This window comes from Kitasatospora dryopteridis (genome assembly GCF_050749075.1).
Classification (GTDB): Bacteria; Actinomycetota; Actinomycetes; order Streptomycetales; family Streptomycetaceae; genus Kitasatospora.
In genome coordinates this window covers 5,291,531-5,316,850 of the sequence record NZ_CP192749.1, presented here as the reverse complement: position 1 = coordinate 5,316,850, position 25,320 = coordinate 5,291,531, and the positions used below count along the sequence as shown (strand labels likewise).

The 25,320-nt window shown below is 72.0% G+C and carries 20 protein-coding genes and 2 pseudogenes; 6 read left to right on the top strand and 16 right to left on the bottom strand.

Annotation, left to right across the window (positions count from 1 at the left end):
* Positions 1 to 384: 384 nt before the first annotated feature.
* A complete protein-coding gene (locus tag ACQ614_RS24125; RefSeq protein ID WP_431680730.1) occupies positions 385 to 2,040 on the top strand; it encodes a PucR family transcriptional regulator in 1,656 nt (551 codons plus the stop codon).
* A 73-nt stretch (positions 2,041 to 2,113) separates the two neighbouring features.
* Here ACQ614_RS24125 and ACQ614_RS24120 read toward each other — a convergent pair whose 3' ends face one another.
* Together ACQ614_RS24120 and ACQ614_RS24115 are read right to left on the bottom strand one after the other, a co-directional pair.
* Positions 2,114 to 3,472 carry an aspartate aminotransferase family protein gene (locus tag ACQ614_RS24120; protein ID WP_431680729.1) on the bottom strand — a complete coding sequence of 453 codons (1,359 nt, stop codon included), beginning with the start codon at positions 3,470 to 3,472 and terminating at the stop codon, positions 2,114 to 2,116.
* 158 nt (positions 3,473 to 3,630) lie between these two features.
* The gene (locus ACQ614_RS24115; protein ID WP_431680728.1) at positions 3,631 to 5,076 is read right to left on the bottom strand and encodes a gamma-aminobutyraldehyde dehydrogenase; all 1,446 of its coding nucleotides are present in this window, start codon (positions 5,074 to 5,076) and stop codon (positions 3,631 to 3,633) included.
* 265 nt (positions 5,077 to 5,341) lie between these two features.
* On the opposite strand from ACQ614_RS24115, the gene ACQ614_RS24110 reads away from it, so the two are divergent.
* The 4 genes from ACQ614_RS24110 to ACQ614_RS24095 all read left to right on the top strand — a co-directional run bounded on the left by ACQ614_RS24110 (position 5,342) and on the right by ACQ614_RS24095 (position 9,344).
* Positions 5,342 to 5,815, top strand: a complete 474-nt coding sequence (locus ACQ614_RS24110; RefSeq protein ID WP_030306695.1) for an Lrp/AsnC family transcriptional regulator — start codon at positions 5,342 to 5,344, stop codon at positions 5,813 to 5,815.
* Positions 5,812 to 7,206, top strand: a complete 1,395-nt coding sequence (locus ACQ614_RS24105) for an aspartate aminotransferase family protein (protein WP_431680727.1) — start codon at positions 5,812 to 5,814, stop codon at positions 7,204 to 7,206. The genes ACQ614_RS24110 and ACQ614_RS24105 overlap by 4 nt, the downstream gene beginning before the upstream one ends.
* 231 nt (positions 7,207 to 7,437) lie before the next feature.
* On the top strand, positions 7,438 to 8,190 hold the full coding sequence (locus ACQ614_RS24100) for an ABC transporter ATP-binding protein (RefSeq protein WP_431680725.1): 753 nt from the start codon (positions 7,438 to 7,440) through the stop codon (positions 8,188 to 8,190).
* Between the two features lie 17 nt (positions 8,191 to 8,207).
* Positions 8,208 to 9,344 (top strand): hypothetical protein, encoded by a 1,137-nt coding sequence (locus ACQ614_RS24095; RefSeq protein ID WP_431680723.1) that lies wholly within the window; start codon positions 8,208 to 8,210, stop codon positions 9,342 to 9,344.
* Between the two features lie 104 nt (positions 9,345 to 9,448).
* Here ACQ614_RS24095 and rlmN read toward each other — a convergent pair whose 3' ends face one another.
* From rlmN to rpsB, 6 genes are all read right to left on the bottom strand, one after another.
* Positions 9,449 to 10,549: a 23S rRNA (adenine(2503)-C(2))-methyltransferase RlmN gene (rlmN, locus tag ACQ614_RS24090; protein WP_363498252.1), complete on the bottom strand. Its 1,101-nt coding sequence runs from the start codon at positions 10,547 to 10,549 to the stop codon at positions 9,449 to 9,451.
* Between the two features lie 133 nt (positions 10,550 to 10,682).
* On the bottom strand, positions 10,683 to 11,717 hold the full coding sequence (locus ACQ614_RS24085; RefSeq protein WP_431680722.1) for a phosphatidate cytidylyltransferase: 1,035 nt from the start codon (positions 11,715 to 11,717) through the stop codon (positions 10,683 to 10,685).
* Positions 11,717 to 12,274 (bottom strand): ribosome recycling factor, encoded by a 558-nt coding sequence (gene frr, locus ACQ614_RS24080; RefSeq protein ID WP_363498247.1) that lies wholly within the window; start codon positions 12,272 to 12,274, stop codon positions 11,717 to 11,719. Before frr ends, ACQ614_RS24085 begins: the two co-directional genes overlap by 1 nt.
* A gap of 66 nt (positions 12,275 to 12,340) precedes the next feature.
* Positions 12,341 to 13,105 (bottom strand): UMP kinase, encoded by a 765-nt coding sequence (gene pyrH / locus ACQ614_RS24075; RefSeq protein ID WP_431680720.1) that lies wholly within the window; start codon positions 13,103 to 13,105, stop codon positions 12,341 to 12,343.
* A 281-nt stretch (positions 13,106 to 13,386) separates the two neighbouring features.
* Positions 13,387 to 14,226: a translation elongation factor Ts gene (gene tsf, locus ACQ614_RS24070; RefSeq protein ID WP_263103491.1), complete on the bottom strand. Its 840-nt coding sequence runs from the start codon at positions 14,224 to 14,226 to the stop codon at positions 13,387 to 13,389.
* Between the two features lie 129 nt (positions 14,227 to 14,355).
* On the bottom strand, positions 14,356 to 15,246 hold the full coding sequence (rpsB, locus tag ACQ614_RS24065) for a 30S ribosomal protein S2 (RefSeq protein WP_431680719.1): 891 nt from the start codon (positions 15,244 to 15,246) through the stop codon (positions 14,356 to 14,358).
* 663 nt (positions 15,247 to 15,909) lie between these two features.
* Here rpsB and ACQ614_RS24060 point away from each other — a divergent pair.
* A pseudogene (locus tag ACQ614_RS24060) lies at positions 15,910 to 16,605 on the top strand (M23 family metallopeptidase); the annotation flags it as partial.
* Positions 16,606 to 16,742: 137 nt separating this feature from the next.
* Here the strand turns inward: ACQ614_RS24060 and ACQ614_RS24055 are convergent.
* The 8 genes and pseudogenes from ACQ614_RS24055 to lepB all read right to left on the bottom strand — a co-directional run bounded on the left by ACQ614_RS24055 (position 16,743) and on the right by lepB (position 25,306).
* Positions 16,743 to 17,306, bottom strand: a complete 564-nt coding sequence (locus ACQ614_RS24055; RefSeq protein WP_431684008.1) for a TetR/AcrR family transcriptional regulator — start codon at positions 17,304 to 17,306, stop codon at positions 16,743 to 16,745.
* A gap of 120 nt (positions 17,307 to 17,426) precedes the next feature.
* On the bottom strand, positions 17,427 to 18,236 hold the full coding sequence (gene whiG, locus ACQ614_RS24050) for an RNA polymerase sigma factor WhiG (RefSeq protein ID WP_431680718.1): 810 nt from the start codon (positions 18,234 to 18,236) through the stop codon (positions 17,427 to 17,429).
* Between the two features lie 1,402 nt (positions 18,237 to 19,638).
* Positions 19,639 to 20,913 carry a DNA-processing protein DprA gene (gene dprA, locus ACQ614_RS24045; protein WP_431680716.1) on the bottom strand — a complete coding sequence of 425 codons (1,275 nt, stop codon included), beginning with the start codon at positions 20,911 to 20,913 and terminating at the stop codon, positions 19,639 to 19,641.
* A gap of 120 nt (positions 20,914 to 21,033) precedes the next feature.
* Positions 21,034 to 22,710 (bottom strand): YifB family Mg chelatase-like AAA ATPase, encoded by a 1,677-nt coding sequence (locus ACQ614_RS24040; protein ID WP_431680715.1) that lies wholly within the window; start codon positions 22,708 to 22,710, stop codon positions 21,034 to 21,036.
* Between the two features lie 394 nt (positions 22,711 to 23,104).
* Positions 23,105 to 23,368: pseudogene (locus ACQ614_RS24035) on the bottom strand (YraN family protein); the annotation flags it as partial.
* A gap of 262 nt (positions 23,369 to 23,630) precedes the next feature.
* Complete coding sequence (locus ACQ614_RS24030; RefSeq protein ID WP_030275680.1) at positions 23,631 to 23,957, bottom strand: DUF2469 domain-containing protein; 327 nt, start codon at positions 23,955 to 23,957, stop codon at positions 23,631 to 23,633.
* A 55-nt stretch (positions 23,958 to 24,012) separates the two neighbouring features.
* The gene (locus tag ACQ614_RS24025) at positions 24,013 to 24,495 is read right to left on the bottom strand and encodes an NUDIX domain-containing protein (protein WP_431680714.1); all 483 of its coding nucleotides are present in this window, start codon (positions 24,493 to 24,495) and stop codon (positions 24,013 to 24,015) included.
* 58 nt (positions 24,496 to 24,553) lie between these two features.
* Positions 24,554 to 25,306 carry a signal peptidase I gene (lepB, locus tag ACQ614_RS24020; RefSeq protein ID WP_431680713.1) on the bottom strand — a complete coding sequence of 251 codons (753 nt, stop codon included), beginning with the start codon at positions 25,304 to 25,306 and terminating at the stop codon, positions 24,554 to 24,556.
* Between the last annotated feature and the right edge of the window lie 14 nt (positions 25,307 to 25,320).

Here is a 25,320-nt window from a genome sequence, read left to right as displayed (position 1 = left end):
GGTGGGAACCCGCTGCACGCCATGTTTGCGCGGCGGAGCAACGATTCCCGTGCGCCGGGCGTGCGACTGGTCGAGTCGACCCGTAGCAGACGGTGGTGTCCGGGACTGCGGAACACCGGGATTGCGCGATCCTGACAGGCCCGGTTTTCTTCCACAAGGGATTCCGCTGTTGCCTTCTGGTTACGCTGCGGATTCCGCTGCCGCGTCCCGGATTTCGCCACTTCCGATTGCCCGACGATGCCGCCTCGGGCGATCGGGTGACAAGGGTCACTCCGCCAGGCCCGACGGCAAGGGGTTTACAGGGTGCAAGGCTGCGCGGCGGGTGGGCGGCCGCCGCGGCGAGGCAAGATTTCCCTGACACCCCTGATCAGCTGGAGGCCCGCGATGCTCCCCACCGTCGCCCGGGTACTGGACCTGGACGTGATGCGGCGAGGCCTGCCCCAGGTGATGGCCGGCGCGGACCACCTGGAACGCCCCGTCCGCTGGGTCCACGTGAGCGAGCTGCCGGACGTCGCCGGCGTCCTGCAGGGCGGCGAGCTGGTGCTCACCACCGGCATCGCCCTGCCCGAGCAGCGCGAGGGCCTGGCCCGCTACGTGCACGACCTCGCGGACGTCGGCGCGGCCGGCCTGGTCGTCGAGTTCGGCCGCCGCTACTTCGACTCGCTGCCCCGCGCCCTGGTCAACGCCGCCGAGCAGCGCGGCCTGCCGCTGATCGCGCTCCGCCGCGAGCTGCGCTTCGTCGCCGTCACCGAGGCCGTCCACGCGCTGGTGGTCAACGCCCAGCTGGAGCAGCTGCGCACCTCCGAGGCGGTGCACCAGGTGTTCAACGAGCTCGCGGTGGAGGGCGCCGAGCCGGCCGAGGTCGTCCGGCAGGTGGCGCAGCTGGCCGGCGCGCCGGTGGTGCTGGAGAACCTGGCGCACCAGGTGCTGGCGCACGAGAGCGCCGGGCACCAGGAGGCGGAGCTGCTGGAGGGCTGGGAGGCGCGCTCGCGCGGGGTCCGGCCGCCGGGGCGGACCGGGTACGACCCGCGCAGCGGCTGGCTGGTCACCACGGTCGGCGCGCGCGGTCAGGACTGGGGGCGGCTGGTGCTGATCGGCGAGCCCGGCCCGCTGCCGGAGGGCACCCCGCACCCGCACGCGATGATGCTGGAGCGCGGCGCGGCGACGCTCGCGCTCAACCGGCTGGTGGTGCGCGACCGGGAGAGCCTGGAGCGGCAGACCCACCGCACGTTGCTGTCCGGCATCCTCACGCATGCGCTGACGGTCAGTGAGGTCGCGCTGCGGGCCCAGGCGCTGGGCGTGCCGCTGGAGGGCCGGCGGCTGGTCGGCACGGTGCTGCGGCAGCGCCGCGGCCCGGTGCCGGCGGCGCTGGAGGCGCAGGCGAGGCTGCGCGACTTCACCGAGCTGGCGGCGACCGCGATCCGCACCTGTCGGCTGTCGGCGCTGGTCGGCGCGCTGGACGACGAGGGCGTCGGGGTGCTGATCGCGCTCGGCTCGCAGCAGGACGAGCACGGCGCGCTGGAGTCCTTCGCGGCGGCGCTGCGCAAGCTGGTCGCGGACGGCGCCCGGGACGCGGCGGCGCCGCCGCCGGAGCCGGTGGTCGCGGTGGGCTCCTCGGTGGGCTCGGTGCGCGACGCGCGCCGCACCCTGCTGGAGGCCACCCAGGTCGCGGACGCGGCGCTGCACGACGCGCCGGGCGCGCGGGCGGCCGCCTACTACCGGCTGCCGGACGTGCGGCTGCGCGGTCTGCTGCACCTGCTGCGCGACGACGAGCGGCTGCAGACGTACGTGGAGCGCGAGCTCGGGCCGCTGCTGGCGTACGACGCTGAGCACAACGGGCAGTTGGTGCGGATGCTGCGGATCTACCTGGAGCAGGGCCGCAACAAGTCGGCGGCGGCGGACGCGGCGCACCTGTCCCGGCCGTCGTTCTACGACCGGCTGCACAAGGTGGAGCGCATCCTCGGCGTGGACCTCGACCAGGTGGAGTCCTGCCTGTCGCTGCACGTGGCGCTGCTGGCGCTGGACGCGGTGCGCCGCTGAGGCGGTGCCGCATGCGGGAGCGGCCCCGGGGCGGTGTGCCCCGGGGCCGCTCCGTCGTCCGGCTGTCGGCGTGTCAGACGGCGTGCGCGTCGGTGAGGGTGAGGACCTCGTCGAGGATCGCGAGGCCGGCCTTGGCCTCCTCCGCGCTGACGGTGCACGGCGGCACCACGTGGAACCGGTTCATGTTGACGAAGGGCCACAGGCCGCGCTGCTTGCAGGCGGCGGCCAGCTCGGCCATCGGCGCGTTGGCGGCGCCGGCCGCGTTGTAGGGCACCAGCGGCTCGCGGGTCTCGCGGTTCTTCACCAGGTCGAGCGCCCAGAAGACGCCCAGGCCGCGGACCTCGCCGACCGAGGGGTGGCGCTCGGCGAGCTCGCGCAGGCCGGGGCCGATCACGCTCTCGCCGACCTGCTTGGCGTTCTCGACGATGCCCTCCTCCGCCATGGCGTTGATGGTGGCGATCGCGGAGGCGCAGGCCAGCGGGTGGCCGGAGTAGGTGAGGCCGCCGGGGAAGACCCGCTCGTCGAAGGTCGCGGCGATCTCCGGGTTGATGGCGACGCCGCCGAGCGGCACGTAGCCGGAGTTGACGCCCTTGGCGAAGGTCAGCAGGTCCGGGGTGATGCCCCAGTTGTCGGCGGCGAACCACTCGCCGGTGCGGCCGAAGCCGGCCATCACCTCGTCGAGGATGAAGACGATGCCGTACCGGTCGCAGATCTCGCGGACGCCCTGCAGGTAGCCGGGCGGCGGGATCAGGACGCCGGCGGTGCCGACGACCGTCTCCAGGATGATCGCGGCGACGGTGGCCGGGCCCTCGAAGGCGATGACCTGCTCCAGGTGGGCGAGCGCGCGCTCGCACTCCTGCGCCTCGTTCTCGGCGTGGAAGACCGAGCGGTAGGCGTAGGGGCCCCAGAAGTGGACGATGCCGGAGACGCCGGTCTCGTTGGCCCAGCGGCGGGGGTCGCCGGTCAGCGCGATGGCGTTGGCGGTGGCGCCGTGGTACGAGCGGTAGGTGGAGAGCACCTTCTGCCGGCCGGTGTGCAGGCGGGCCATGCGGATGGCGTTCTCGTTGGCCTCGGCGCCGCCGTTGGTGAAGAAGATCTTGTTCAGCTCGCCGGGGGTCCGCTCGGCGATCAGCCGGGCGGCCTCGCTGCGCGGCTCGACGGCGAAGCCGGGCGCGATGGTGCAGAGCTTGGCCGCCTGCTCCTGGATCGCGGCGACGACCTTCGGGTGCTGGTGGCCGATGTTGGTGTTCACCAGCTGGGAGGAGAAGTCGAGGTAGCGGTTGCCCTCGTAGTCCCAGAAGTACGAACCCTCGGCGCCGGCCACCGCGAGGGGGTCGATCAGCGCCTGGGCGGACCACGAGTGGAAGACGTGCGCGCGGTCGGCGGCCTTGACGGCCTGGCCTGCGGCTGAGTCAGCGGTGGGGATGCTCATGCGGCAAGCCTAGGGAGCACCGGGGCCGCAAGGCAGTTGCACCATGTCACCCGATCCGCGCGTCGCCGTGACAGGGTGGCAAAGCGCCGGGGGCGCGGGCGGCCGCGCTGTGCGCGCAGCTGCCCGCGCCCCCTGGGTGCGCCGGTCGCGTCGGTCGGTCAGATGGCGGTCATGACGTGCTTGACGCGGGTGTAGTCCTCGAAGCCGTAGGAGGACAGGTCCTTGCCGTAGCCGGACTTCTTGAAGCCGCCGTGCGGCATCTCGGCGACCAGCGGGATGTGGGTGTTGATCCAGACGCAGCCGAAGTCCAGGCGGCGGGACATCCGCATGGCGCGGGCGTGGTCCTTCGTCCAGACGGAGGAGGCGAGCGCGTACTCGACACCGTTGGCGTAGCCGACGGCCTGGTCCTCGTCGGTGAACTTCTGCACGGTGATGACCGGGCCGAAGACCTCGCGCTGGATGATCTCGTCGTCCTGCTGCAGGCCGGAGACGACGGTGGGGGCGTAGAAGTAGCCCTTGTCGCCGACCCGGTGGCCGCCGGCCTCGACCTTGGCGTGCTCGGGCAGTCGCTCGATGAAGCCGGTGACCTGGGCGAGCTGGTTGGCGTTGTTCAGCGGGCCGTAGAGGACGTCCTCGTCGTCGACGCCGCCGGTCTTGGTGTCGGCGGCGGCCTTGGCGAGGGCCTCGACGAAGGCGTCGTGGATGGACTCGTGCACCAGGACGCGGGTGGCGGCGGTGCAGTCCTGGCCGGCGTTGAAGAAGCCGGCCACCGAGATGCCCTCGACGGCCTCGGCGATGTCGGCGTCCTCGAAGACCACGACGGGGGCCTTGCCGCCGAGCTCCAGGTGGACGCGCTTGACGTCCTTGGAGGCGGACTCGGCGACCTGGATGCCGGCGCGGACGGAGCCGGTGATGGAGGCCATCGCCGGGGTGGGGTGCTCGACCATGAGCTTGCCGGTCTCGCGGTCGCCGCAGATGACGTTGAAGACGCCGGCCGGCAGTTCCATGTCCTTGAGGATGCCGCCGATGATCTCGGCGAGCAGCACGGTGGAGGCCGGGGTGGTGTCGGAGGGCTTGAGGACGACGGTGTTGCCCGCGGCGATCGCCGGGGCGAACTTCCAGACCGCCATCATCATCGGGTAGTTCCACGGCGCGACCTGGGCACAGACGCCGACCGGCTCGCGGCGGACGATCGAGGTCATGCCGTCCATGTACTCGCCCGCGGCCTTGCCCTCGAGGAGGCGGGCGGCGCCGGCGAAGAAGCGGATCTGGTCGACCATCGGGCCGATCTCCTCGGAGAGGGTCAGCCCGCGCGGCTTGCCGGTGTTGCGGACCTCGGCGTCGACGATCTCCTCGGCCCGGGTCTCGACCGCGTCCGCGATCTTCAGCAGGAGCTTCTGGCGGGTGGACGGCGTGGCGTCGCGCCATACCGGGAAGGCCTCGGCGGCGGCGGCCATCGCAGCGTCGACGTCGGCGGCACCGGAGAGCGGGGAGGTCGCGTACACCTCGCCAGTCGTCGGGTCGATCACGTCCAGCGTGCGGCCGTCCGCCGCATCGACGAACTCGCCGTTGATGTAGTTGCGCAGCGTACGAAGGTCGCTCACGGGTCTCTCCTCGGTCTGGGCCTGCGGCGTTGCAGAATCCGGCGCCAGGGTACCTCCGGCGCACGGCTGGCCGGGTCGGACCGGCCGCGGTCCACTGGGGGTGTGCACGCCTGCGCGTGTACGTGGCCCAGGCTACCCAAAGACCAACGGTATCGACAGGCATCACGCTCGGATGCGACGCAATCCGCATGCAATTTTGGAAACAGCGACGAAATCAGCAGAGTGACGGCTTGCGCGGCGCCCGGCGATCGTGCACAGTGGCGACGTGGCCAACCGCGACCGGAACGCCAGCGTTCCCCTCGACGCCGCCTCCAAGGCGATCATCGAACAGCTCCAGGAGGACGGACGCCGTCCGTACGCCGCCATCGGCAAGGCCGTCGGCCTGTCGGAGGCAGCCGTGCGGCAACGCGTCCAGAAGCTGCTCGACCAGGGCGTGATGCAGATCGTCGCCGTTACCGATCCCCTCACCGTCGGGTTCACCCGCCAGGCGATGGTGGGCATCCGGGTGGAGGGCGACATCGAGCCGGTCGCCGACGCGCTGGCCGCGCTCGACGAGGTCGACTACGTCGTCTGCACCGCAGGCTCGTTCGACCTGCTGGCCGAGCTGGTGTGCGAGGACGACGAGCACCTGCTCGAAATGATCAACAAGCGCATCCGCGCGCTTCCCGGCGTGCGGAGCACCGAGAGCTTCGTTTATCTGAAGCTCCGGAAACAGACCTACACCTGGGGCACCAGATGACAGCCGACCCGGCGCAGAAGGACCTTTCCAAGACCGCCTACGACCACCTGTGGATGCACTTCACCCGCATGTCGTCGTACGAGAAGTCCCCCGTCCCCACCATCGTGCGCGGTCAGGGCACCTACGTCTGGGACGACAAGGGCAAGAAGTACCTCGACGGCCTCGCCGGCCTGTTCGTCGTACAGGCCGGCCACGGCCGCGAGGAGCTGGCCGAGGCCGCCGCCAAGCAGGCCAAGGAGCTGGCCTTCTTCCCGGTCTGGAGCTACGCCCACCCCAAGGCCGTGGAGCTCGCCGAGCGCCTGGCCAACCTCGCCCCGGGCGACCTGAACAAGGTCTTCTTCTCGACCGGCGGCGGCGAGGCGGTCGAGACCGCCTGGAAGCTCGCGAAGCAGTACTTCAAGCTGACCGGCAAGCCGACCAAGTACAAGGTCATCTCGCGCGCCGTCGCCTACCACGGCACCCCGCAGGGCGCCCTGTCGATCACCGGCCTGCCGGGCCTGAAGGCCCCGTTCGAACCGCTGGTGCCCGGCACCCACAAGGCGCCCAACACCAACATCTACCGCGCCCCCGAGTACCTCCAGGGCCCGGACGGCACCGTCGACCCCGAGGCCTACGGCCGCTGGTGCGCCGACCAGGTCGAGCAGGCCATCCTCTTCGAGGGCCCGGACACCGTCGCCGCCGTCTTCGTCGAGCCGGTGCAGAACGCCGGCGGCTGCTTCCCGCCGCCGCCCGGGTACTTCCAGCGCCTGCGCGAGATCTGCGACCGCCACGACGTGCTGCTCGTGTCGGACGAGGTCATCTGCGCCTTCGGCCGCCTCGGCACCATGTTCGGCGCCGACAAGTTCGGCTACCTGCCCGACATGATCACCTGCGCCAAGGGCATGACCTCGGGCTACTCCCCGATCGGCGCCACGATCATCTCGGACCGCATCGCCGAGCCGTTCTACAAGGGCGACAACACCTTCCTGCACGGCTACACCTTCGGCGGCCACCCGGTGTCCTCCGCGGTGGCGCTGGCCAACCTCGACATCTTCGAGCGCGAGGGCCTCAACCAGCACGTCCTCGACAACGAGTCTCGCTTCCTCGGCACCCTGAACAAGCTGCGCGACCTGCCGATCGTCGGCGACGTCCGCGGCAACGGGTACTTCTACGGCATCGAGCTCGTCAAGGACAAGGCCACCAAGGAGTCCTTCAACGACGACGAGGTCGAGCGCGTGCTCTACGGCTTCCTGTCGAAGGCGCTCTTCGACAACGGCCTGTACTGCCGCGCCGACGACCGCGGCGACCCGGTCGTCCAGCTGGCCCCGCCGCTGATCTCCGACCAGTCGACCTTCGACGAGATCGAGCAGATCCTGCGGGTCAGCCTCACCGACGCGTGGGCGAAGATCTGACCTTCCCTCCCACCCTCCGCCCAGGGCGGCCCCGGACCACCGGGGCCGCCCTGCGGCGTTGCGGTCCACCGGCTCCGTCCCTGCGGCTCCGGGCAGAAAACGACCGCCGATCCGACCGCCGGAATCACGGCGATTTGCCCGGGGATGAGCCAGTGTGCCGCAACCGCACCGCGACCTGTTCGTTCTAATCTGACGACTGTCATATCCCACCAGGCACCAGGATGGATCTCCATGTCAGCGGCCCCGCCCGACAACGACGTGCTCTGGGCCCGAGGGATCGTCAAGTCCCACCACGGCACCCCGGCCCTGCGCGGCGTCTCCCTCGCCGTTCGCGAGGGCGAGGTCCTCGCCGTCACCGGCCCCCGCGGCTCCGGCAAGAGCACCCTGCTCGGCTGCCTGTCCGCCCAGCTGACGGTCGACGAGGGCGAGGTCTGGTTCCACAGCTCCCCCGTGCACACCCTGACCCGGGCCCGCCGGGAGAAGCTCCGCCGCGAACGCTTCGGCTGGATCGGCTCCGAACCCCACCTGGTGCCGGAACTGACGGCCCGGGAGAACGCCGCCCTGCCGCTGCTGCTCGCCGGGGCCGGCCGCCGCGCCGCCCACACCGCCGCCGTCGAATGGCTCGAGCGCCTCGACGTCGCCGATGTCGCCGGGCTGCGCCCCGCCGAACTGACCCAGGCCCAGCGCCAGCGGATCGCCGTCGCCCGCGCCCTCGCCCCGCTGCCCCCGGTGGTCTTCGCCGACGACCCCGGCGCCCCGCTGCACCGCGAGGAACGGGAGCAGGTGCTGCGGATACTCGCCAGCGCCGCCCGCAGCCACGGGCTGACCCTCCTGCTCGCCACCCACGACCCGGAGCCGGCCGGCCAGGCTGACCGCACCCTCACCCTCGTCGACGGCCGGATCACCGGCACGGCGACGGCCCCGGCCGCCACCTCCGCAGGAACCACCGCCGCCGGCTCCACCGCCGTCACGGCCGCGCGCTGAGAGCCGGGAGAACGACGTTGTTCCCACTCCGACTGGTCAGGGGCTACCGGGCGACCGACCTGGGCCGCTGGCTGCTCACCGCGACCGCCGCCGCCACCGCCGCCGCCTTCCTGCTCCGCTCCCTCGGCCGCGCCCTCGGCGAACCCGCCGCCACCTCGGTGCCCCGGCTGCTGTGGTGCCTGCCGGCCCTCGCCGCCGTCGGCTGGCTGGCCGCGGCCGCCGCCCGCGCCGTCCCCGCCCAGCACCCCGAGCGGATCGCCGGCCTCGCCGCCGCAGGCTACGGCCCGGGCCGCATCCGGCTGCTGATCGCCGTCGAGACCGCCCTCGCCTCCGCGCTCGGCAGCGTGCTCGCCCTGCTGCTCTTCCTCGTCCTGCGCAACGACATCGCCGGCCCCGAACTCGCCGCCGACCTCGGCATGGGCACCCGGCTGCCGGTCGCCGCCCCGGTCACCCTGCTCGTCCTCGTCCCGCTGGTGGCAGGCCTCGCCGCCGCAGCGGCCGTCCCCCTCGACGAGGCCCTGCCCGGCACCCCCGCCGCTCCACCGGCAGTCGGCTTCCACCCCGCGCGGATCGCCGTCCCGACCGGCCTCACCGTCGTCGGCATGGCCCTCGAGCTGTACGGGCTGCGCCCCGGCGCCGAACAGGACGGCCGCCCGGTCGAGCTGCCCGCCCACCTCGGCTCCGTCGGCACCGCCGCCCTCACCGGCTGGGCCTTCACCGCCCTCGGGCTCGCCCTGCTCACCGCACCGCTGCTGGCCCTCGCCGGACGGCTGCTCGCCTTTCACCGGCCAGGCCCGGTACGGCTGCTCGCCGGCCGGTCGCTCACCGCGGAGGCCCGCCGACTCGCCACCCCGTTGGCCGTACTGACCCTCGGTCTCGCCGTCCTGACCGCGGCCCTCGCCTACGGCGACGACCCCGACGTCCCGGTCACCGTGGCGGTGCTGCTGCTCGTCGGCTGCGCCGTCGGGGCGGTGGCCGCCCGCGCACTGGAGATCCGCGCGGCGCGGCGCGAGATCACCGCGGCCCTCGTCCGCCTCGGCACCGAGCAGCGGACGCTCGCCGCCGCGGCCGCCGCCCGGGCCGGCGCCGCAGCGGCCGTGCTGCTGTTCACCGGCGGGCTGACGGCGCTGTTCGCGGCGGCCTGCCTGGTCTGACCCTCTGACCTTCCGACCGCGCACCGGAACGCGCCGAGCGGTGGACACCCGTGGGTGTCCACCGCTCGATGCTTCGGCGCCTCAGTGGCTTTCTCGGTGGCGTGTCAGCCCGCGGCGGCCAGCTGGCCGCAGGCGCCGTCGATCTCCTGGCCGCGGGTGTCGCGGACGGTCGTCGGCACGCCGTGGGCCTGCAGCCGCCGGACGAATTCCCGCTCGTCCTCGGGACGCGAGGCCGTCCACTTGGAACCCGGGGTGGGGTTCAGCGGGATCAGGTTCACGTGCACCCGGCGGTTCTTGATCAGCCGGCCGAGCAGGTCGGCCCGCCACGCCTGGTCGTTGATGTCCTTGATCAGGGCGTACTCGATGGAGATCCGGCGCCCGGACTTGTCCGCGTAGTTCCACGCGGCCTCCAGCACCTCGTCGACCTTCCAACGGGTGTTCACCGGCACCAGCTCGTCGCGGAGCTCGTCGTCGGGCGCGTGCAGCGACAGCGCGAGCCGGCAGCTCAGGCCCTCGTCGGCGAAGCGGTACATCGCGGGCACCAGGCCGACCGTGGAGACCGTGATGCCGCGCTGCGAGAGGCCGAACCCGTCCGGAGCCGGGTCGGTGAGGCGGCGGATCGAGGCCAGCACCCGGTTGTAGTTCGCCAGCGGCTCGCCCATGCCCATGAACACCACGTTGGACAGCCGGGCCTCGCCGCCGGGCACCGCGCCGCTCTTCAGGTCCCGCATCCCGGAGGCGATCTGCTCGACGATCTCCGCCGTCGACAGGTTGCGGGTCAGACCGGCCTGGCCGGTCGCGCAGAACGGGCAGTTCATGCCGCAGCCGGCCTGCGAGCTGATGCACATGGTCACCCGGTCCGGGTAGCGCATCAGCACCGACTCGACCAGGGTGCCGTCGAAGAGCTTCCACAGCGTCTTGCGGGTCGCGTCGTCGTCGCAGGAGACGTGCCGGACCACCGACATCAGCTCGGGCAGCAGGCTCTCGGTGAGCTTCCCGCGGCTGGCCGCCGGAATGTCCGTCCAGGTCGCCGGGTCGTCCGACAGCCGGCCGAAGTAGTGGTTGGACAACTGCTTGGCGCGGAACGGCTGCTCGCCCAGCTCGGCGACGGCCTCCTTGCGCTCGGCGGGGCTGAGGTCGGCAAGGTGTCGCGGGGGCTTGGCGCCGCGCGGCGCGACGAAGGTGAGTTCTCCGGGCTTAGGCATGGTGCATCCAGTGTCGCAGATGCGGAATCGTCCTCGGCCCGGCGCCGTGGGCACCCGGCTGCGGAGGCACGGGACGCCGCGAGCCCCGGGCGTCGGGGCCCGGGGCTCGCAGGGGTGGAGCAGGTGGTGCGGCTCAGCCGCCGACGAACGCGGCCAGCAGCAGCCAGGCCACGGGAGCGGTCGGGAGCAGGGAGTCGAGCCGGTCCATGATGCCGCCGTGGCCCGGCAGCAGGGTGCCCATGTCCTTGATGCCCATGTCGCGCTTGATCATGGACTCGGCCAGGTCGCCCAGGGTGGCGGTGACCGCCGCGCAGCCGCCCAGGATCAGGCCCTGCCACCAGGCGCCGTCGTCGATCACGTACTCCATCAGCAGCGCGCCCGCGATCATCGACAGGCCGATGCCGCCGGCCAGGCCCTCGCGGGTCTTGCCGGGGCTGATCGTCGGCGCGAGCTTGTTCCGGCCGAACTTGTAGCCCACCGCGTACGCGCCGGTGTCGCTGCAGATGGTGACCACGAGGAAGATCAGGATGCGCCAGGCCCCGTCGTCGGCGGCCAGCATCAGCGCCACGAAGGTCGCCAGGAACGGGACGTAGAAGGCGGTGAAGACACCTGCCGTTATGTCCCGCAGGTAGTTCTCCGGGGGCTTGCTCATGCGCCAGACCAGCACCGCCAGACCGGTGAGCGCCAGGACGGCGGACGCCCACTGCCCGCCCGCCGTGTAGCCGACGAGCGGCATCGCCACCGCGCCGGCGATCAGCGGGACCATCGGCACGTGCACGCCCTTGGTCTCCGCGAGGCGGGAGTTCAGCTCCCAGACGCCGACCGCGACGGCCGCGATCACGACCACCAGGAACAGCGCCTTGACGAAGAACAGCGAGGCGACGATCACCGCGCCGAGGCCGACCCCCACGCCTATCGCGGCCGGCAGATTGCGGCCGCCGCGCTGCTTGCGGGGCTGCTGGTCGGTTGGGGCCACGGGTGTCTCCTGCGCGGGGGGCATGGTCCGATTCTGTGCCGCAGTGCCCCTTCGGTACACCACAGGCTGCTGCGAGTGACCCGTTCGGGGCCGACGCGGACCGCCGGCCCGGGGGCCACTCGCAGCAGAGAACTCGGTGGCGAGCATTTCGGTTCCGCCCCGGCGGCCGTGGGGGTCGGGGGCGTCGTTCATCAGACTTCGAGAAGCTCGGCTTCCTTGTGCTTCAGCAGCTCGTCGATCTGGGCCACGTAGCGGGCCGTGGTGTCGTCGAGCTCCTTCTCGCCGCGGCGGCCCTCGTCCTCGCCGACCTCGCCGTCCTTGACGAGCTTGTCGATGGCGTCCTTGGCCTTGCGGCGGATGGAGCGGATCGAGACCTTGGCGTCCTCGCCCTTGCCGCGGGCGACCTTGATGTACTCCTTGCGGCGCTCCTCGGTCAGCTGCGGGAACACCACGCGGATGATGGAGCCGTCGTTGGACGGGTTGACGCCGAGGTCCGAGTCGCGGATCGCGGTCTCGATGTTGCGCAGCGCGCTCTTGTCGAACGGCGTGATGACCGCCATCCGCGGCTCCGGCACGGAGAACGAGGCGAGCTGGTTGATCGGCGTCAGGGCGCCGTAGTAGTCCGCGACGATCTTGTTGAACATCGCCGGGTGGGCACGGCCGGTGCGGATGGCGGCGAAGTCGTCCTTGGCGACGGCGACGGCCTTCTCCATCTTCTCCTCGGCCTCGAGGAGGGTCTCTTCGATCACTGTCTGCTCCCTGTCCGGTTCATCTGCTGTAGTCCCGTACCGGTGCCCCGGACGGCTGATTGCTGCTCAGGGCCGGGCGGAGTCCTGGCTGATGAGTGTGCCGATCTTCTCACCCTTCACCGCCCGGGCGATATTGCCCTCGGCCAGCAGCTCGAAGACCAGGATCGGCAGGTCGTTGTCCTTGCACAGGGTGATGGCCGTCAGGTCCGCCACCTTCAGGTCGCGGGCGATCACCTCGGTGTAGTCCAGCGAGTCGAACCGGACCGCCGCAGCGTTGGTCCGCGGGTCGGAGTCGTAGACCCCGTCGACGCCGTTCTTGCCCATCAGCAGCACCTCGGCGTGGATCTCCAGCGCACGCTGCACCGCCGTCGTGTCGGTGGAGAAGTACGGCATGCCCATACCGGCGCCGAAGATCACCACACGGCCCTTCTCCAGGTGCCGCACCGCGCGCAGCGGCAGGTACGGCTCGGCGACCTGGCCCATCGTGATGGCGGTCTGGACGCGGGTCTCGATGCCTTCCTTGATCAGGAAGTCCTGCAGCGCCAGGCAGTTCATCACGGTGCCGAGCATGCCCATGTAGTCCGAGCGGGCCCGGTCCATGCCGCGGACCTGCAGCTCGGCGCCGCGGAAGAAGTTGCCGCCGCCGATCACCACGGCCACCTCGGTGCCGGCGCGGACGACGGTCGCGATCTCGCGGGCGATCGCGTGCACCACGTCCGGGTCCACGCCCAGGCCGCCACCGCCGGCGAAGGCCTCACCCGACAGCTTGAGCAGCACCCGGCGGCGCGAACCGTCCTGCGTGTCCCGGCCGGTCTCCAGCGTCTCCTGCATGGACTTCTCCTTCTCCACCTGCGGGCTCGCAGGGCTGCATGTGCTGCTCACAACGCCGGGAGTGAGGTGCCCGGCTCTGTGCGTACACGCTGGGCGCGTACACGCGAGGAGGCCACTGCCGCGGGAACCGGTACGGTGTCCTGCACGGCAATGGCCTCCTCGTCGTTCATGGTGCCGACGCGCCCCCCGAGGGGTGCTGGAGAGCCGATCGGCGCGTTCCCGGCCGCGACTGCGGCCCGGGGCGCTTCCTACCTTAGGCCGGAAGCGCCGCGGAACGGATTTCAGGCGCCGACGCGGAAGCGGACGAAGCGCTTGAGGGCGACGCCGTTCTCCTCGAGAACCTTGGCGACGGTCTTCTTGTTGTCCTTGGCGAACGCCTGCTCCAGAACGGAGTTCTCCTTGACGAAGCCGGTCACGCGGCCCTCGACGATCTTCGGCAGGGCAGCCTCGGGCTTGCCCTCCTCGCGAGCGGTGGCCTCGGCGACGCGGCGCTCGTTCTCGAGGTCCTCGGCCGGGATGTCCTCGCGGGAGAGGTACTTCGGCGCGAAGGCGGCGATGTGCTGCGCGACGTCCTTGGCGACCTCGGCGTTCTCCTTGTCGAGCTCGACGAGGACGCCGATGGTCGGCGGGAGGTCCGGGTCGGACTTGTGCATGTAGACGCCGACGTAGCCGTCGCCGTCGAACTGCGCGAAGCGACGGAAGACGATCTTCTCGCCCAGGGTGGCGTTGGCCTCGTCCACGAACTGCTGGACGGTCTGGCCGGCGGCGATCTCGGAGGCCAGGGCGGCCTCGAGGTCGGCCGGGGAGGTGGCGGCGACGTGCGCGGCGATCGCGTTGGCGACCTCGACGAACTTGCCACCCTTGGCGACGAAGTCGGTCTCGCAGTTCAGCTCGACCAGGACGCCGGCCTTGTTGCCCTCGGCGATCAGCGAGGCGACGGCGCCGTTGGAGGCGTCACGGCCCTCGCGCTTGGCCACGCCCTTCTGGCCCTTGATGCGAAGGAGCTCGACGGCCTTCTGGACGTCACCCTCGGCCTCGTCCAGGGCCTTCTTGCAGTCCATCATGCCGGCGCCGGTGAGCTCACGGAGCTTCTTGACGTCCGCGGCGGTGAAGTTCGCCATGGTGTGATCTCTTCTCACGTCTCGCGTGTCTGCGTGGGGTGGTGCGAGGGCCGGTGGTTCGGCCCCGGCACGGGAGAGAGGGGCACCTACCGGTGTCGTACCCGGCGGGTGCCCCTCACCCTTGGTACGTCAGGCCTGCTCGGCCTCGGCGGCCGGAGCCTCGGCGGCGGGGGCCTCAGTGGCCGGAGCCTCGGCGGCGGGAGCCTCAGCGGCGGGGGCCTCAGCGGCCGGAGCCTCGGCGGCCTTCTGGCCCTCGAGGATGTCCTTCTCCCAGTCGGCCAGCGGCTGGTCGGCGCCCGGCTCGGCCTTCGCGTCGCCCTTGGCGACACCGGCACGGGCCTTCAGGCCCTCGGCGACGGCGTCGGCGATCACACGGGTCAGCAGGGTGACGGAGCGGATCGCGTCGTCGTTGCCCGGGATCTTGTAGTCGACCTCGTCGGGGTCGCAGTTGGTGTCGAGGATGGCGACGACCGGGATGTTGAGCTTCCGGGCCTCGCCGACCGCGATGTGCTCCTTCTTGGTGTCCACGATCCACACGGCGCTCGGAACGCGCTGCATGTCGCGGATACCACCGAGGGTCTTCTCCAGCTTGTCGTACTCACGCTGGAGGACCAGGAGCTCCTTCTTGGTGAGGCCGGAGCCGGCCACATCCGTGAAGTCGATCTCGCTGAGCTCCTTGAGGCGCTGCAGACGCTTGTAGACGGTCGAGAAGTTGGTCAGCATGCCGCCGAGCCAGCGCTGGTTCACGTAGGGCATGCCCACGCGGGTGGCCTGCTCGGCGATGGCCTCCTGGGCCTGCTTCTTGGTGCCGACAAAGAGGATGCTGCCGCCGTGGGCAACAGTCTCCTTGACGAACTCGAAGGCGCGGTCGATGTAGTTCAGCGACTGCAGGAGGTCGATGATGTAGATGCCGTTGCGCTCCGTGAAGATGAAGCGCTTCATCTTCGGGTTCCAACGACGGGTCTGGTGACCGAAGTGGACGCCGCTCTCCAGCAGCTCCCGCATCGTGACGACGGCCATGGCCGTGCTCCTCAGGTTTTGCGCCCGGCGCGCCGCTCCGCAAGGGAGGCAGGGAGCCGAGTCTCTCGGTTGTCTCCGCGGCGGCCGGGTGACCGCCACGCCTGACGCCCCGTACGTGCCAAGCCGCCCCGGCCCGGCGCGGCGATGGCCGCAGCGGGCTCGGCGGACCGAGCGGCACTCGCACCGGAGGAGCCCGGCCGGCCCCTTGCGGGGCGGCCGCTCCACCTGTGGCGGGGCGTGCGAAGTCGACCCGGTGGACCGGGTCGCGTGTGAAGTGTACGGGAAGGCCCGAGTTGCGGGCGACTCCGGCAGGTGCGGGCGGGCCCCGGAACGTGTCCAGGGCCCGGAAGCCGGGCGGACCGGGTCGGCCGGGTCGAGGGGGGCGGCGGAGGTGGGCCCTCGCCGGAACAGGTGCCGGCGCGGCTTCCGTGGTTGTCGGGTGCCGGGGCGGCGGAGGTGAGCGGTGATCAGTTCAAGGGATCAGTTCGAGGGATCAGTTCAGCAGGGGGTGGCGAAGTGTTCATTCCGGAAGGGGCGCGTGTTGCGCGGTGGTGCGGGGATGTTCACCCGTCCGGGCGACAGCGGTTCTCCACAGGGCCGGGTTGTCCACAGGCCTCGGGGCGGCGCCGGTGCGATGCGTGACAGGGGGCCACGCTGGCCGGCATGAGATGCCTGTTCTCCTCCGCGGGGCCGTCGTGCCTGCTCCGCCCGCGTCCGCCGTCGCCCCTGCGGCTGTTGTGGTTGCCGGTGGTGCGGTGGTTTCCGATGCTGCGGCGGCTCGGCTCTGCCCGGACCGTCCTGCCTCCACCGGCGCCGGACCGGCGGCACGGGCTGGTGGTGGTGGCGCTCATGCTCGCGGCGGTGTTCACCATGGCGCTGCCATCGCCCAGGGCGGGGGCCGCCGACGCTGTCGGGGTGGCGGGAGCGGTGGGGGTGGCGGGAGCGGTGGGGGTGGTCGGAGCGGTCGGGGCGGCCGGTGCGGCACCGGCGCAAGGTGGCGGACGGGTGTGGCCGGTCGGCGGACCTGCCGGGGTGCTGCGCCGGTTCGAGCCGCCGGCTGAACGATGGGCTGCCGGACACCGCGGTGTCGACCTCGCCGCTGCCGTCGGGACACTCGTGCGGGCCGCTGCGCCCGGCGTCGTCTCCTTCTCGGGCACGGTCGCCGGCCACCCGGTGGTGACGGTGACCCACACCGGCTCGGGCAACCCGCCCCTGCGGACGACGTACCTGCCGGTGAAGGGTTCCGCCCCGCTCGGCACGGCCGTGCCGGCGGGCGCGGTCATCGGGACGGTCGCCGACGGCGCACCCCACTGCAGGGCCGGCAGCTGTCTGCACTGGGGACTGCTGCGCGGCCCGCGATACCTCGACCCGCTCGCCCTGCTCGGCTCCGGTCGGGCCCGCCTGCTGCCGCTCCACGGCCGAGCCGGCCCGGGCGGCACGAGCGGCCCGGCGGGGCTACGGCCGGTGTCGTCCTCGCTGCCCGATCTGCCGTGCCCTCAGGCGGAGCCGGCCAGCCCGTCCAGTGCCAGCGCGACAGCAGCGTCGGCAATTGCCGCCGCCTCGTCCGCCGTGGCCCGCTCGGCCTGCCGGGACGCCGACTCCACCACGCCCTGCAGCAGGACTGCGGCGAGCCGCGGGTTCTCGTGGCCGAGTTCGCGAAGCGCGTCCACGACGAGGGTGATCAGGCCTGCATGCGCTGCCCGGATCCGCTCGCGCGCGGCATCGTCCAGCTCCAGCTCGGAGATTGCGGCAACGGCGACGTGCCGCGGGTCGGCCGCCAGGTGGAGCTGGCCCCTGACGTACGCCTCGAGCCGGTCCCGGGCGCTGTCGCACGCCGCCATGCCTGCCTCGATCTCGGCAGCCCAGAGCGGGAGGTCTACCGCGCACAGCTCCTCGACCACAGCCGCACGGGAGCGGAAGTACTCGTAGACGGACGACCGGGCCAGACCCGCCCGTGCCGCGAGAGCCGAGAAGGTCAGCGCCTCCCGGCCGCCCTCCGCAAGCAGGACGCGAGCGGCATCAAGGAGGGCAGCCCGCTGCAACTGTCGATGCTCGGCCACAGTGGCGGCCCGGATCTTCGGCACGTTCCCTACTTTACGGAGCCTTACAGGTGGAGAAGGTGCCACCACGCATCCCGGCCGCGCGGGCCCTGAGCAGCACTCCGGCCGCATCCCGGTGCGTCAGCGCACGTCCGACAACTTCGCGCGCAGCTGCAGCACGGACTTGGTGTGGATCTGACTGACCCTGCTCTCCGTGACGCCGAGGACCTGCCCGATCTCGGCGAGCGTAAGGCCCTCGTAGTAGTAGAGCGTCACCACGGTCTTCTCCCGCTCGGGCAGGGTGTTGACGGCGGTGGCGAGCAGCCTGCGGAGTTCGCGGTCCTCGGCGATCTCCACCGGGTTGTCCGCACCCGTGTCCTCCAGGGTGTCCATCAGGGTGAGGGCGTCGCCGCTCTCCCCGATGGGGTGGATCAGCTCGTCGAGGGCCATGACGTTGGCCAGTGAGAGCTGGCTGAAGATGGTGTGCAGCTCCTCCAGCGTGATGCCCATCTCGGCCGCGACCTCGGGCTCGTGCGGTGTCCGGCGGAGCCGGGCCTCCAGGGTCGCGTACGTCCGCTCGACGGTCTTGGCCTTCTGCCGCACCGACCGGGGAATCCAGTCCAGGGCCCGGAGCTCGTCGATGATCGCCCCGCGGATCCGGCTGATCGCGTAGGTCTCGAACTTGATCGCCCGGTCGATGTCGAACTTCTCGATCGCGTCGATCAGCCCGAAGACACCGGAGGACACGAAGTCCGCCTGCTCCACGTTGGCCGGGAGGCCGACGCCGACCCGGCCTGCCACGTACTTGACCAGCGGCGAATAGTGCAGGATCAGCTGTTCCCGCAGCCGCGGGTCGCCGGACTCCTTGTACGAGCGCCAGAGCATCTCCAACGCGCTGCGCTCGGTGGGCACTTTCGTCCCCCGGCCGGACGACGGCCGCCCGGTCTGCACGGTCGGTTGCGCCTGCCCTGCCTGCCCTGCCTGCCCGGTTTGCTCGGGTTGCCCGGACTGCTCGGCGGACGGTGCCGTGGGTGCAGCGGGACGGGCCTGCTCCGGGTGCCCTGGCGCCGGGCAGACGGGTTGCACCTGCCCGGGCTCGGGGTGGGCTCCGGGACGGTCGGGCGGCGCAGCCTGGCGTCCGACCTCCGCCGCAGTCGATCCGTTGCGAGCCGCCTCCTGACCGCATGGCTGGGAGTCCTCCGACTCGCGTGGCGCCACCGGCCGTCCGACGGTCTCCACACCGTCGGGGACGCGTTCGTGCCCGCCACCGAGCATGGAGGACGACGGCTTCGGCTTCACCGGTGACGGAAGCCTCCGGGGTGCCCCCGGACCGCCGCCTGTCGCACGGCCGGCGCCCGACGGTCGAATGCCCGACGGCGGCCGGTCCCCGCCCCCGCTCTGCGAAGCGCTGCGGGCCGGTGGCGGCTGGTCCGCGCAAGCGTGGACACGGCCGTGGGTCGGCTCCGTCTCGTACGACGCCGCACCTCGTCTGCCACCCGGATCCGCGCTCCCGGATGCGGGCGTCCTGGCCGCAGGTGCCCCCGCCGCCGGCCCCCCGCCCGGACGACCGCCGATGTGCTCCGCCGAGGAGCGCTCGACGTCGGCCGAGTCGCGCCCGCCGTGCTCGCCGGGATGCCCAGCGGCGCGCCCACCGCCGTACCCGAAAGGCGTCGGGCCGCAGGCAGCGGTTTCCGCGGCAGCGAGGTCCGGTGCCGGCCGTGAGTGCGCGGCCGACAGGCCGTACGGCTGCGGAGCGGGCAGGCCCACCATCGGTCGGGACGCCGTCGGCGAGGCGGGTGGCGCCGAGGCCTGCGCCGTCGGCACAGCAGGTACGCCGGACGCCGTGGGGGCCGCCGGAGCGGGCCGCGATGCCGGTTCCGGGGCAGGACCGGGTGCCGGCAACGGTCCGGGTGCCGGCAACGGTCCGGGTGCCGGCGGGACGACGACGCCCCGGGTGTCCTGCTGGCCGCGGGAGACCTGTCGAGCTGCCGAGCGGGTCGGGTTGGCGGACCGTGAGGGGTTCAACAGCGTCGGCCCCTGCGGTCCGAGGTCCGCTGCGGGACGGGCGCCGGCCCCAGCCCTTCCCGCAGACCGGGCGTCACCGGTCACCCTGTGTCCCGGAATGTTTGTGGGCATGCGTTGGTCTGCGCCGTTCTGCCGAGTCATGTGCTGATAGGGAAGCCACAAAGGAGCGTAGCGTGACCGCATCGCTGCGGTGTGCTACCGCCACTCGGTCGTCCCCCGATCCGGTGGCGGACCCGGCGCGTGAACGCGACACGCGCCGGGCCGTCACCGGGTCACCGGTGTCTGCGCAGATGACTGCAAATGGCTGTATGCGAGGGGCGCGAGGCAGTCAGCGCCGGCGGACGAGCCTCCAGCGGGCGCCGAAGCGTTCGACGTATCCGAGCGACACCAACTCGTACAGGCGCTGCAGCACATCGTCGGGCGGCACTCCGGACTCGCGGGCGAGTCGGTCGACCGGCGCCCCGTCTGCTCCGGCGGGTACGGCCTCCAGCACTCGTGCGACGGCCGGCTCCAGGAGGTCCCGCGGCAGGACGGGGCCCGACCTGGGCGGGGCGAGATCGTCGCCGATGGCGCCGATGAGTTCGGCGATCTCGGCGGCGTCGGTCACCAGGGTCGCTCCACCGCTTCGGATCAGGGCGTGCACCCCGGCGGACAGCTCCGAAGTGACGGGGCCGGCGACCCCCATGGTGTGGCGGTTGAGGTCGCGGGCACGGCGGGCGGTGCTCAGCGCGCCACTGCGCATGGCCGCCTCGACCACGACGGTGCCGCGGGTGAGGGCGGCTATGACGCGGTTCCGCAGGACGAACCGGAAGCGGTTGGGGTGCGTGCCGGGCGGCAGTTCGCTGACCAGCAGGCCCTGCTCGGAGATGCGGCGGATGAGTTCGGCGTTGCCGGGCGGGTAGGCCGTGTCGACCCCGCAGGCCAGCACGCCGATGGTGGCACCGCCGACTGCGAGCGTGCCGCGGTGCGCGGCGGCGTCGATGCCGTACGCCGCCCCGGAGACCACCACCCAGCCGCGTTCGGCGAGTTGTGCCGCGATCTCGCCGGCGACGTGGGCACCGTAGGCGGTACAGGCCCGGGAGCCGACCATGGCGACGGATCTCAGGGCGAGAAGGCGAAGTGAGCCGGTACCGCGGACCCACAGGCCGACGGGGCGCCCGCGGCCGAGGTCGTCCAGCTGGCTGGGCCACTCCGGATCGCCCGGAATGATGAACCGCCCGCCGCCGCCCTGGATGCGGCGCAGGTCGGCGATCGGGTCGAGGGACGCGCATCGGGCGCGGTAGTCGGCGATCCGACCCGGGTCGAGGCCGAGAGGCTCCGGGTCCGCACGGCCTCGGACGGCGTCGACCACGGTGATGGCACCGAGTTCTGCGAGCCAGCGGCCCATGACGGCGTCGCCGGGCTCGATCAGCCGTGTCAGGGCAGCCCTGGCCAGTCGTTCGGGCGAGGGCGTCGGCGGGCCGCCGGGCGGGGAGGGTCGTGCCTGTTCGGACGGCAGGTTGTCCCTGGCCGCGGCCCGCGGTGGGGCCTGCTGCATCGGGGCGCCCGCGTCCGGGTTGTCGGCCGCAGTCGGGAACGGTGGTGCGGTGGCCGTGTGGTCCATAGTGGTTCTCCGGTGTGTGGGTGGGCGTGCCTGGCGGGGGCGCGGGCGGTGAGATCGCAGTCCGGTCGCGGAGCCCGTCCGCCGTGCCTGCGGCGTACGCCAGGGCGGCGCCAAGTGCTGTCACTGCTCGGCACCGATGTCGCTGTCGCTGGTGCCGTCGCTGGTGCCTTCGAAGTCCGGAGCGCGGCGGTGCGGCGGTCGCTCTGCCAGCGGTCCGCGGTGCACGCCGGTCCGTAGGGCCAGGGCCGTACGGACGTCGGGTCGGCTCGGGCGATCCCGGCCGGAGAGGTCGGCGATCGTCCAGGCCACCCGCAGCACCCGGTCGAGTCCGCGGGCCGTCAGCAGTCCGCGTTCCAAATCGTGTTCGGCATCGGTGAGGGCGTCGGGCTGCAGGCGCCACCGGGTGCGCAGTTCGTGGCCGGGGACCTCGGCATTGGTGCGCCAGGGCGTCTCTGCCAGGCGCACGGAGGCACGCCGGCGTGCCTCCCGCACGCGGGCCGCGACGGTTGCCGTGCTCTCGGCCCTGCTGTCGCGTGCCAGCAGCTCGGCCCGGGAGACCGAGGACACCTGGACTTGGAGGTCGACCCGGTCCAGGAGCGGTCCGGAGAGCCGCGCCTGGTAGCGGTTCACCATGGTCGGCGTGCACTCGCAGCCCTCACCTCGGATCGAGTGGCGGCCGCAGGGGCACGGGTTGGCCGCCAGGCACAGGAGGAAGCGCGCAGGCAGACGCATGGAGCCTGCCGACCGGGCGATCATCACCTCCCCCGATTCCAGGGGCTGCCGCAGAGCGTCCAGCACCCGGACGGGGAACTCGGGTGCCTCGTCGAGGAACAGCACGCCGCGGTGTGCGAGCGATACTGCTCCCGGTCTGGGCATGCCGCTGCCGCCTCCGACGATGGCGGGCATCGTGGTCGAGTGGTGAGGCGCGCAGTAGGGAGGGCTGTCGATGAGCGGCCGGTTGGACGGCAGGAGGCCTGCGACGGAGTGAACGGCCGTCACCTCCAAGGCCTCGGTCTCGGTCAGTGGCGGGAGCAGTGCCGGCAGCCGTTCGGCCAGCATCGTTTTGCCTGCACCCGGCGGGCCCTTCAGGTAAAGGTGGTGACCCCCTGCCGCTGCGATCTCCAGTGCGTGGCGGGCCTCGTACTGCCCTGCCACGTCGGCGAGGTCGGGCCGGATCACATGCGCGGAGGCCACATCCCGTACGCCGATACCGGGCAGCAGCAGGCCTGCCAGGAGCGGGTCCGGGCGACCGACCAGGGTTTCCGGGGCCTCCTCCGGCAGCGGTGCGTCGGTCAGCAGGGCGATCAGCTGGCGAAGGCTGCGAACACCCATCACGGACACGCCGGGCACGAGGGAGGCTTCCGCCGCGGTCTGTTCGGCGACCACGACCTGGCGGTATCCGGCGTCGGCCGCCGCCAGCACCGAGGGAAGGACACCCCTGACGGGCCGTACCCGGCCGTCCAGGCCGAGTTCTCCGATGATGAGGAGCCCGGCGATGACAGAGGGATCCAGTCGGTCTGCGGCAGCCAGGACCGCGCAGGCGACCGCAAGATCGAAACCACTGCCGCTCTTCGGGACGGACGCCGGGCTGAGGCCGACGGTGAGCTTGCGCTGGGGCCAGGTCTCGCCGCTGTTGACGACGGCGGCGCGGACGCGGTCCCGGGCCTCGGACAGTGCCTTGTCGGGGAGGCCGACCAGGGTGAATGCGGCCAAGCCGGGTTCGAGATCGGCCTGGACCTCGACCACGACACCGTCGACTCCGACGAGCGCGACCGAGCAGGTGCGGGCGAAGGCCATGTCAGACCGCCCCTCGGACGTGCTCGACCTGGGCGGCGCCCCTGAGGCGGTTGATCACTGCCACCAGGTCGATGCGGACACCGCCGGGCGGCGGTGGCACCAGCACTGTGGCGAGGGCGGCCACTCCCCCGGCCGCGGCACTCGCCTTCGCTGTTGGCTTCCTGGCAGCCCGTTTCCTGGTGGCCTTCTTCGGCGCGGGGCCGGCGGCGGCCTCGCCCGACGTGGGGGACGACGCCCCGGCCTGCCTCTCGATCGCCGGCTCCGCCGTCGGAGCCGACACCTCCTGCCGGTCCGGCTGGGACGACGGGCCCGGCGGGTCGGCCGATCCGCCGGCGTGCGGCCGGGGCGTCACGCGTTCGGCGAGGAGCTCGAAGTGGGTCGGCCAGCGTTCGACCAGCCAGCGCTCCGCGAGCCTGCGCAGCCGTTCTGCCTTCGTCCGGTCGATGCCCTCGGTGGGCTGCTGGAATGCGTGCTCCGACCGGGTCTTCACCTCGCAGATCGCAAGGGTGTCCCCGTCGAGCGCCACGATGTCGAGCTCGCCCTCGGCGCACCGCCAGTTGCGCTCCAGGATGTGCAGGCCGTCGTGCGCGAGCCTGCGGGCGGCCACCTCTTCGCCGTATCGGCCGAGACCGTTGTTGGGACTCTGCACCGCTATCACCTCCGAGGACGGAGGTTGCCGCGGTCCCGCGGTTCGGGCCGGCACTGCGCCTCAACCTGTGGACAACCCGGGCCTGTGGATAACTCGGGTCCCTCTCAGGGGTGACTCTGCGGGGGCTGCTCTGGACATGGGGAAATCGGCGCCCCCATGCTCGGTGCACCGGAAAGGACGCCGACAGCCGAATGCCGGCGGTCAGCGATCAGCGATCAGCGATCAGCGATCAGCGGTCGGCAGTCGGCAGTCGGTTGCCGACGGTCAACGATCAGTTGCCGAACGAGGCGTCGTCGGAGGGCAGCTCCAGGTCGCTCTTCGCCAGCTCCTCGATGTTGACGTCCTTGAAGGTCAGGACCCGCACCTTGCGGACGAACCTGGCCGGCCGGTACATGTCCCAGACCCACGCATCCGCCATCGACACCTCGAAGAACACTTCGCCCTGCACCGAGTGGACCTGCAGGTCGTAGTCGTTCGTGAGGTAGAACCGCCGCTCGGTCTCGATCACGAATTTGAAGAGCCCGACGACGTCCCGGTACTCCCGGTAGAGCTTGAGCTCCATCTCGGTCTCGTACTTCTCGAGGTCTTCGGCACTCATCCAGGCGTCCCCTCACTCGTCACGTCCACCCCATTGTGGACCACCGCACCCGCACTCAAAGCCGTACCGGCGGGACTGGCGGGCCATCCGTGACCAGCTGTTCGACCAGCTCGGCCAGGCCTGCCGGATAGACCGTCTCCGGGGTGTTCCGCAGCTCGCCGACCGTCCACCAGCGGACGGCCAGTAGCCGGGCGTGCTCGTCGCTGCCGGGGACGGCGAGCCGAATGTCCCTGGTCCCGGTCCGCGCCAGATGGAACCACTGCTCCTGTTCGTACGCCTGCCCCTGAAAGGAGAACGACACCGTGCCGTACGCCACCACGGGGCCCAGCTCCACGTCGGCCAGCCCGATCTCTTCCCCGAGTTCGCGCAGGGCGGCCTCGCGCGCGCCCTCTCCGGGCTCCAGTCCGCCTCCCGGAGTGATCCACCAGGTGGTTTCCGGTACCGCAGGATCGAGCCCCCGCAGGAGCAGCACCCGGTCGTCCGGGTCGAGGAGCAGCACGCGCACGGCACGGCGGCGTCGAGCAGTCAGCCCGCTCACCTCCTTCTGCGGAGCGGCCCGGCCGCGGCAGCCGGAGCGGCAGCAGGCGTGCGGCGGGTCATCCGCGCCGACGCCGCTGCACCCAGTGCCCGAACGACACCACCCACCCGGCGGCGCCGGCCAGCAGGACGAGCGCACCGCCGCCGACCGCGGCGTAGGAGGCCGGCACGAGCAGGCCGTGCTTCGATGCCTTCGGTCCCTTCACGGCGTCGAAGGCCGTTGTCCGGGGCAGCGCCATGATCCGGGCCGACGGCCAGGCGATGCCTTCGACCCGGGCGACGACGTCGGACGCGGCCACGGTACCGCTCGCCACATCCAGGTGGGCACGCGAGTCGAGCGAGTTGGAGCGGGAGTCGCCGAGCAGGAAGATCCGCCCCTCGGGGACGGTGGTGCTGAAGGCGGCACCGGGGCCGATCCGCTCGTCGGCGTAGGCCTCGTCGACCGGCACACCGTTGACGGTGAGGTGTCCGCCGGCGTCGCAGCAGGCGACGGTGTCGCCTCCGACGGCAACGACCCGCTTGACCATCGTCGCGCCGCCCCAGAGCGGCTCGCTGAAGACGACGATGTCACCACGGCCGACCGACGCGCCGTCGGTCTTCCGGGCGAGCACGGTGTCCCCGATCTGGAGCGTCGGCGACATGGAGGTGGTGGGGATGCGGTAGGGCCGGTACTGCAGGGCGATCAGGCCGAAGCCGCCGACCAGCATGGCGAAGCCGACGGCGATGGCTACGCCCTGAAGCGCGGAGGCGATGTTCCGCCGGGGCTTTCGGGCTGCCGGGGTGGCGACCGGACGCTCCGTGACACTGCTCATCGCGGTCGCACCTT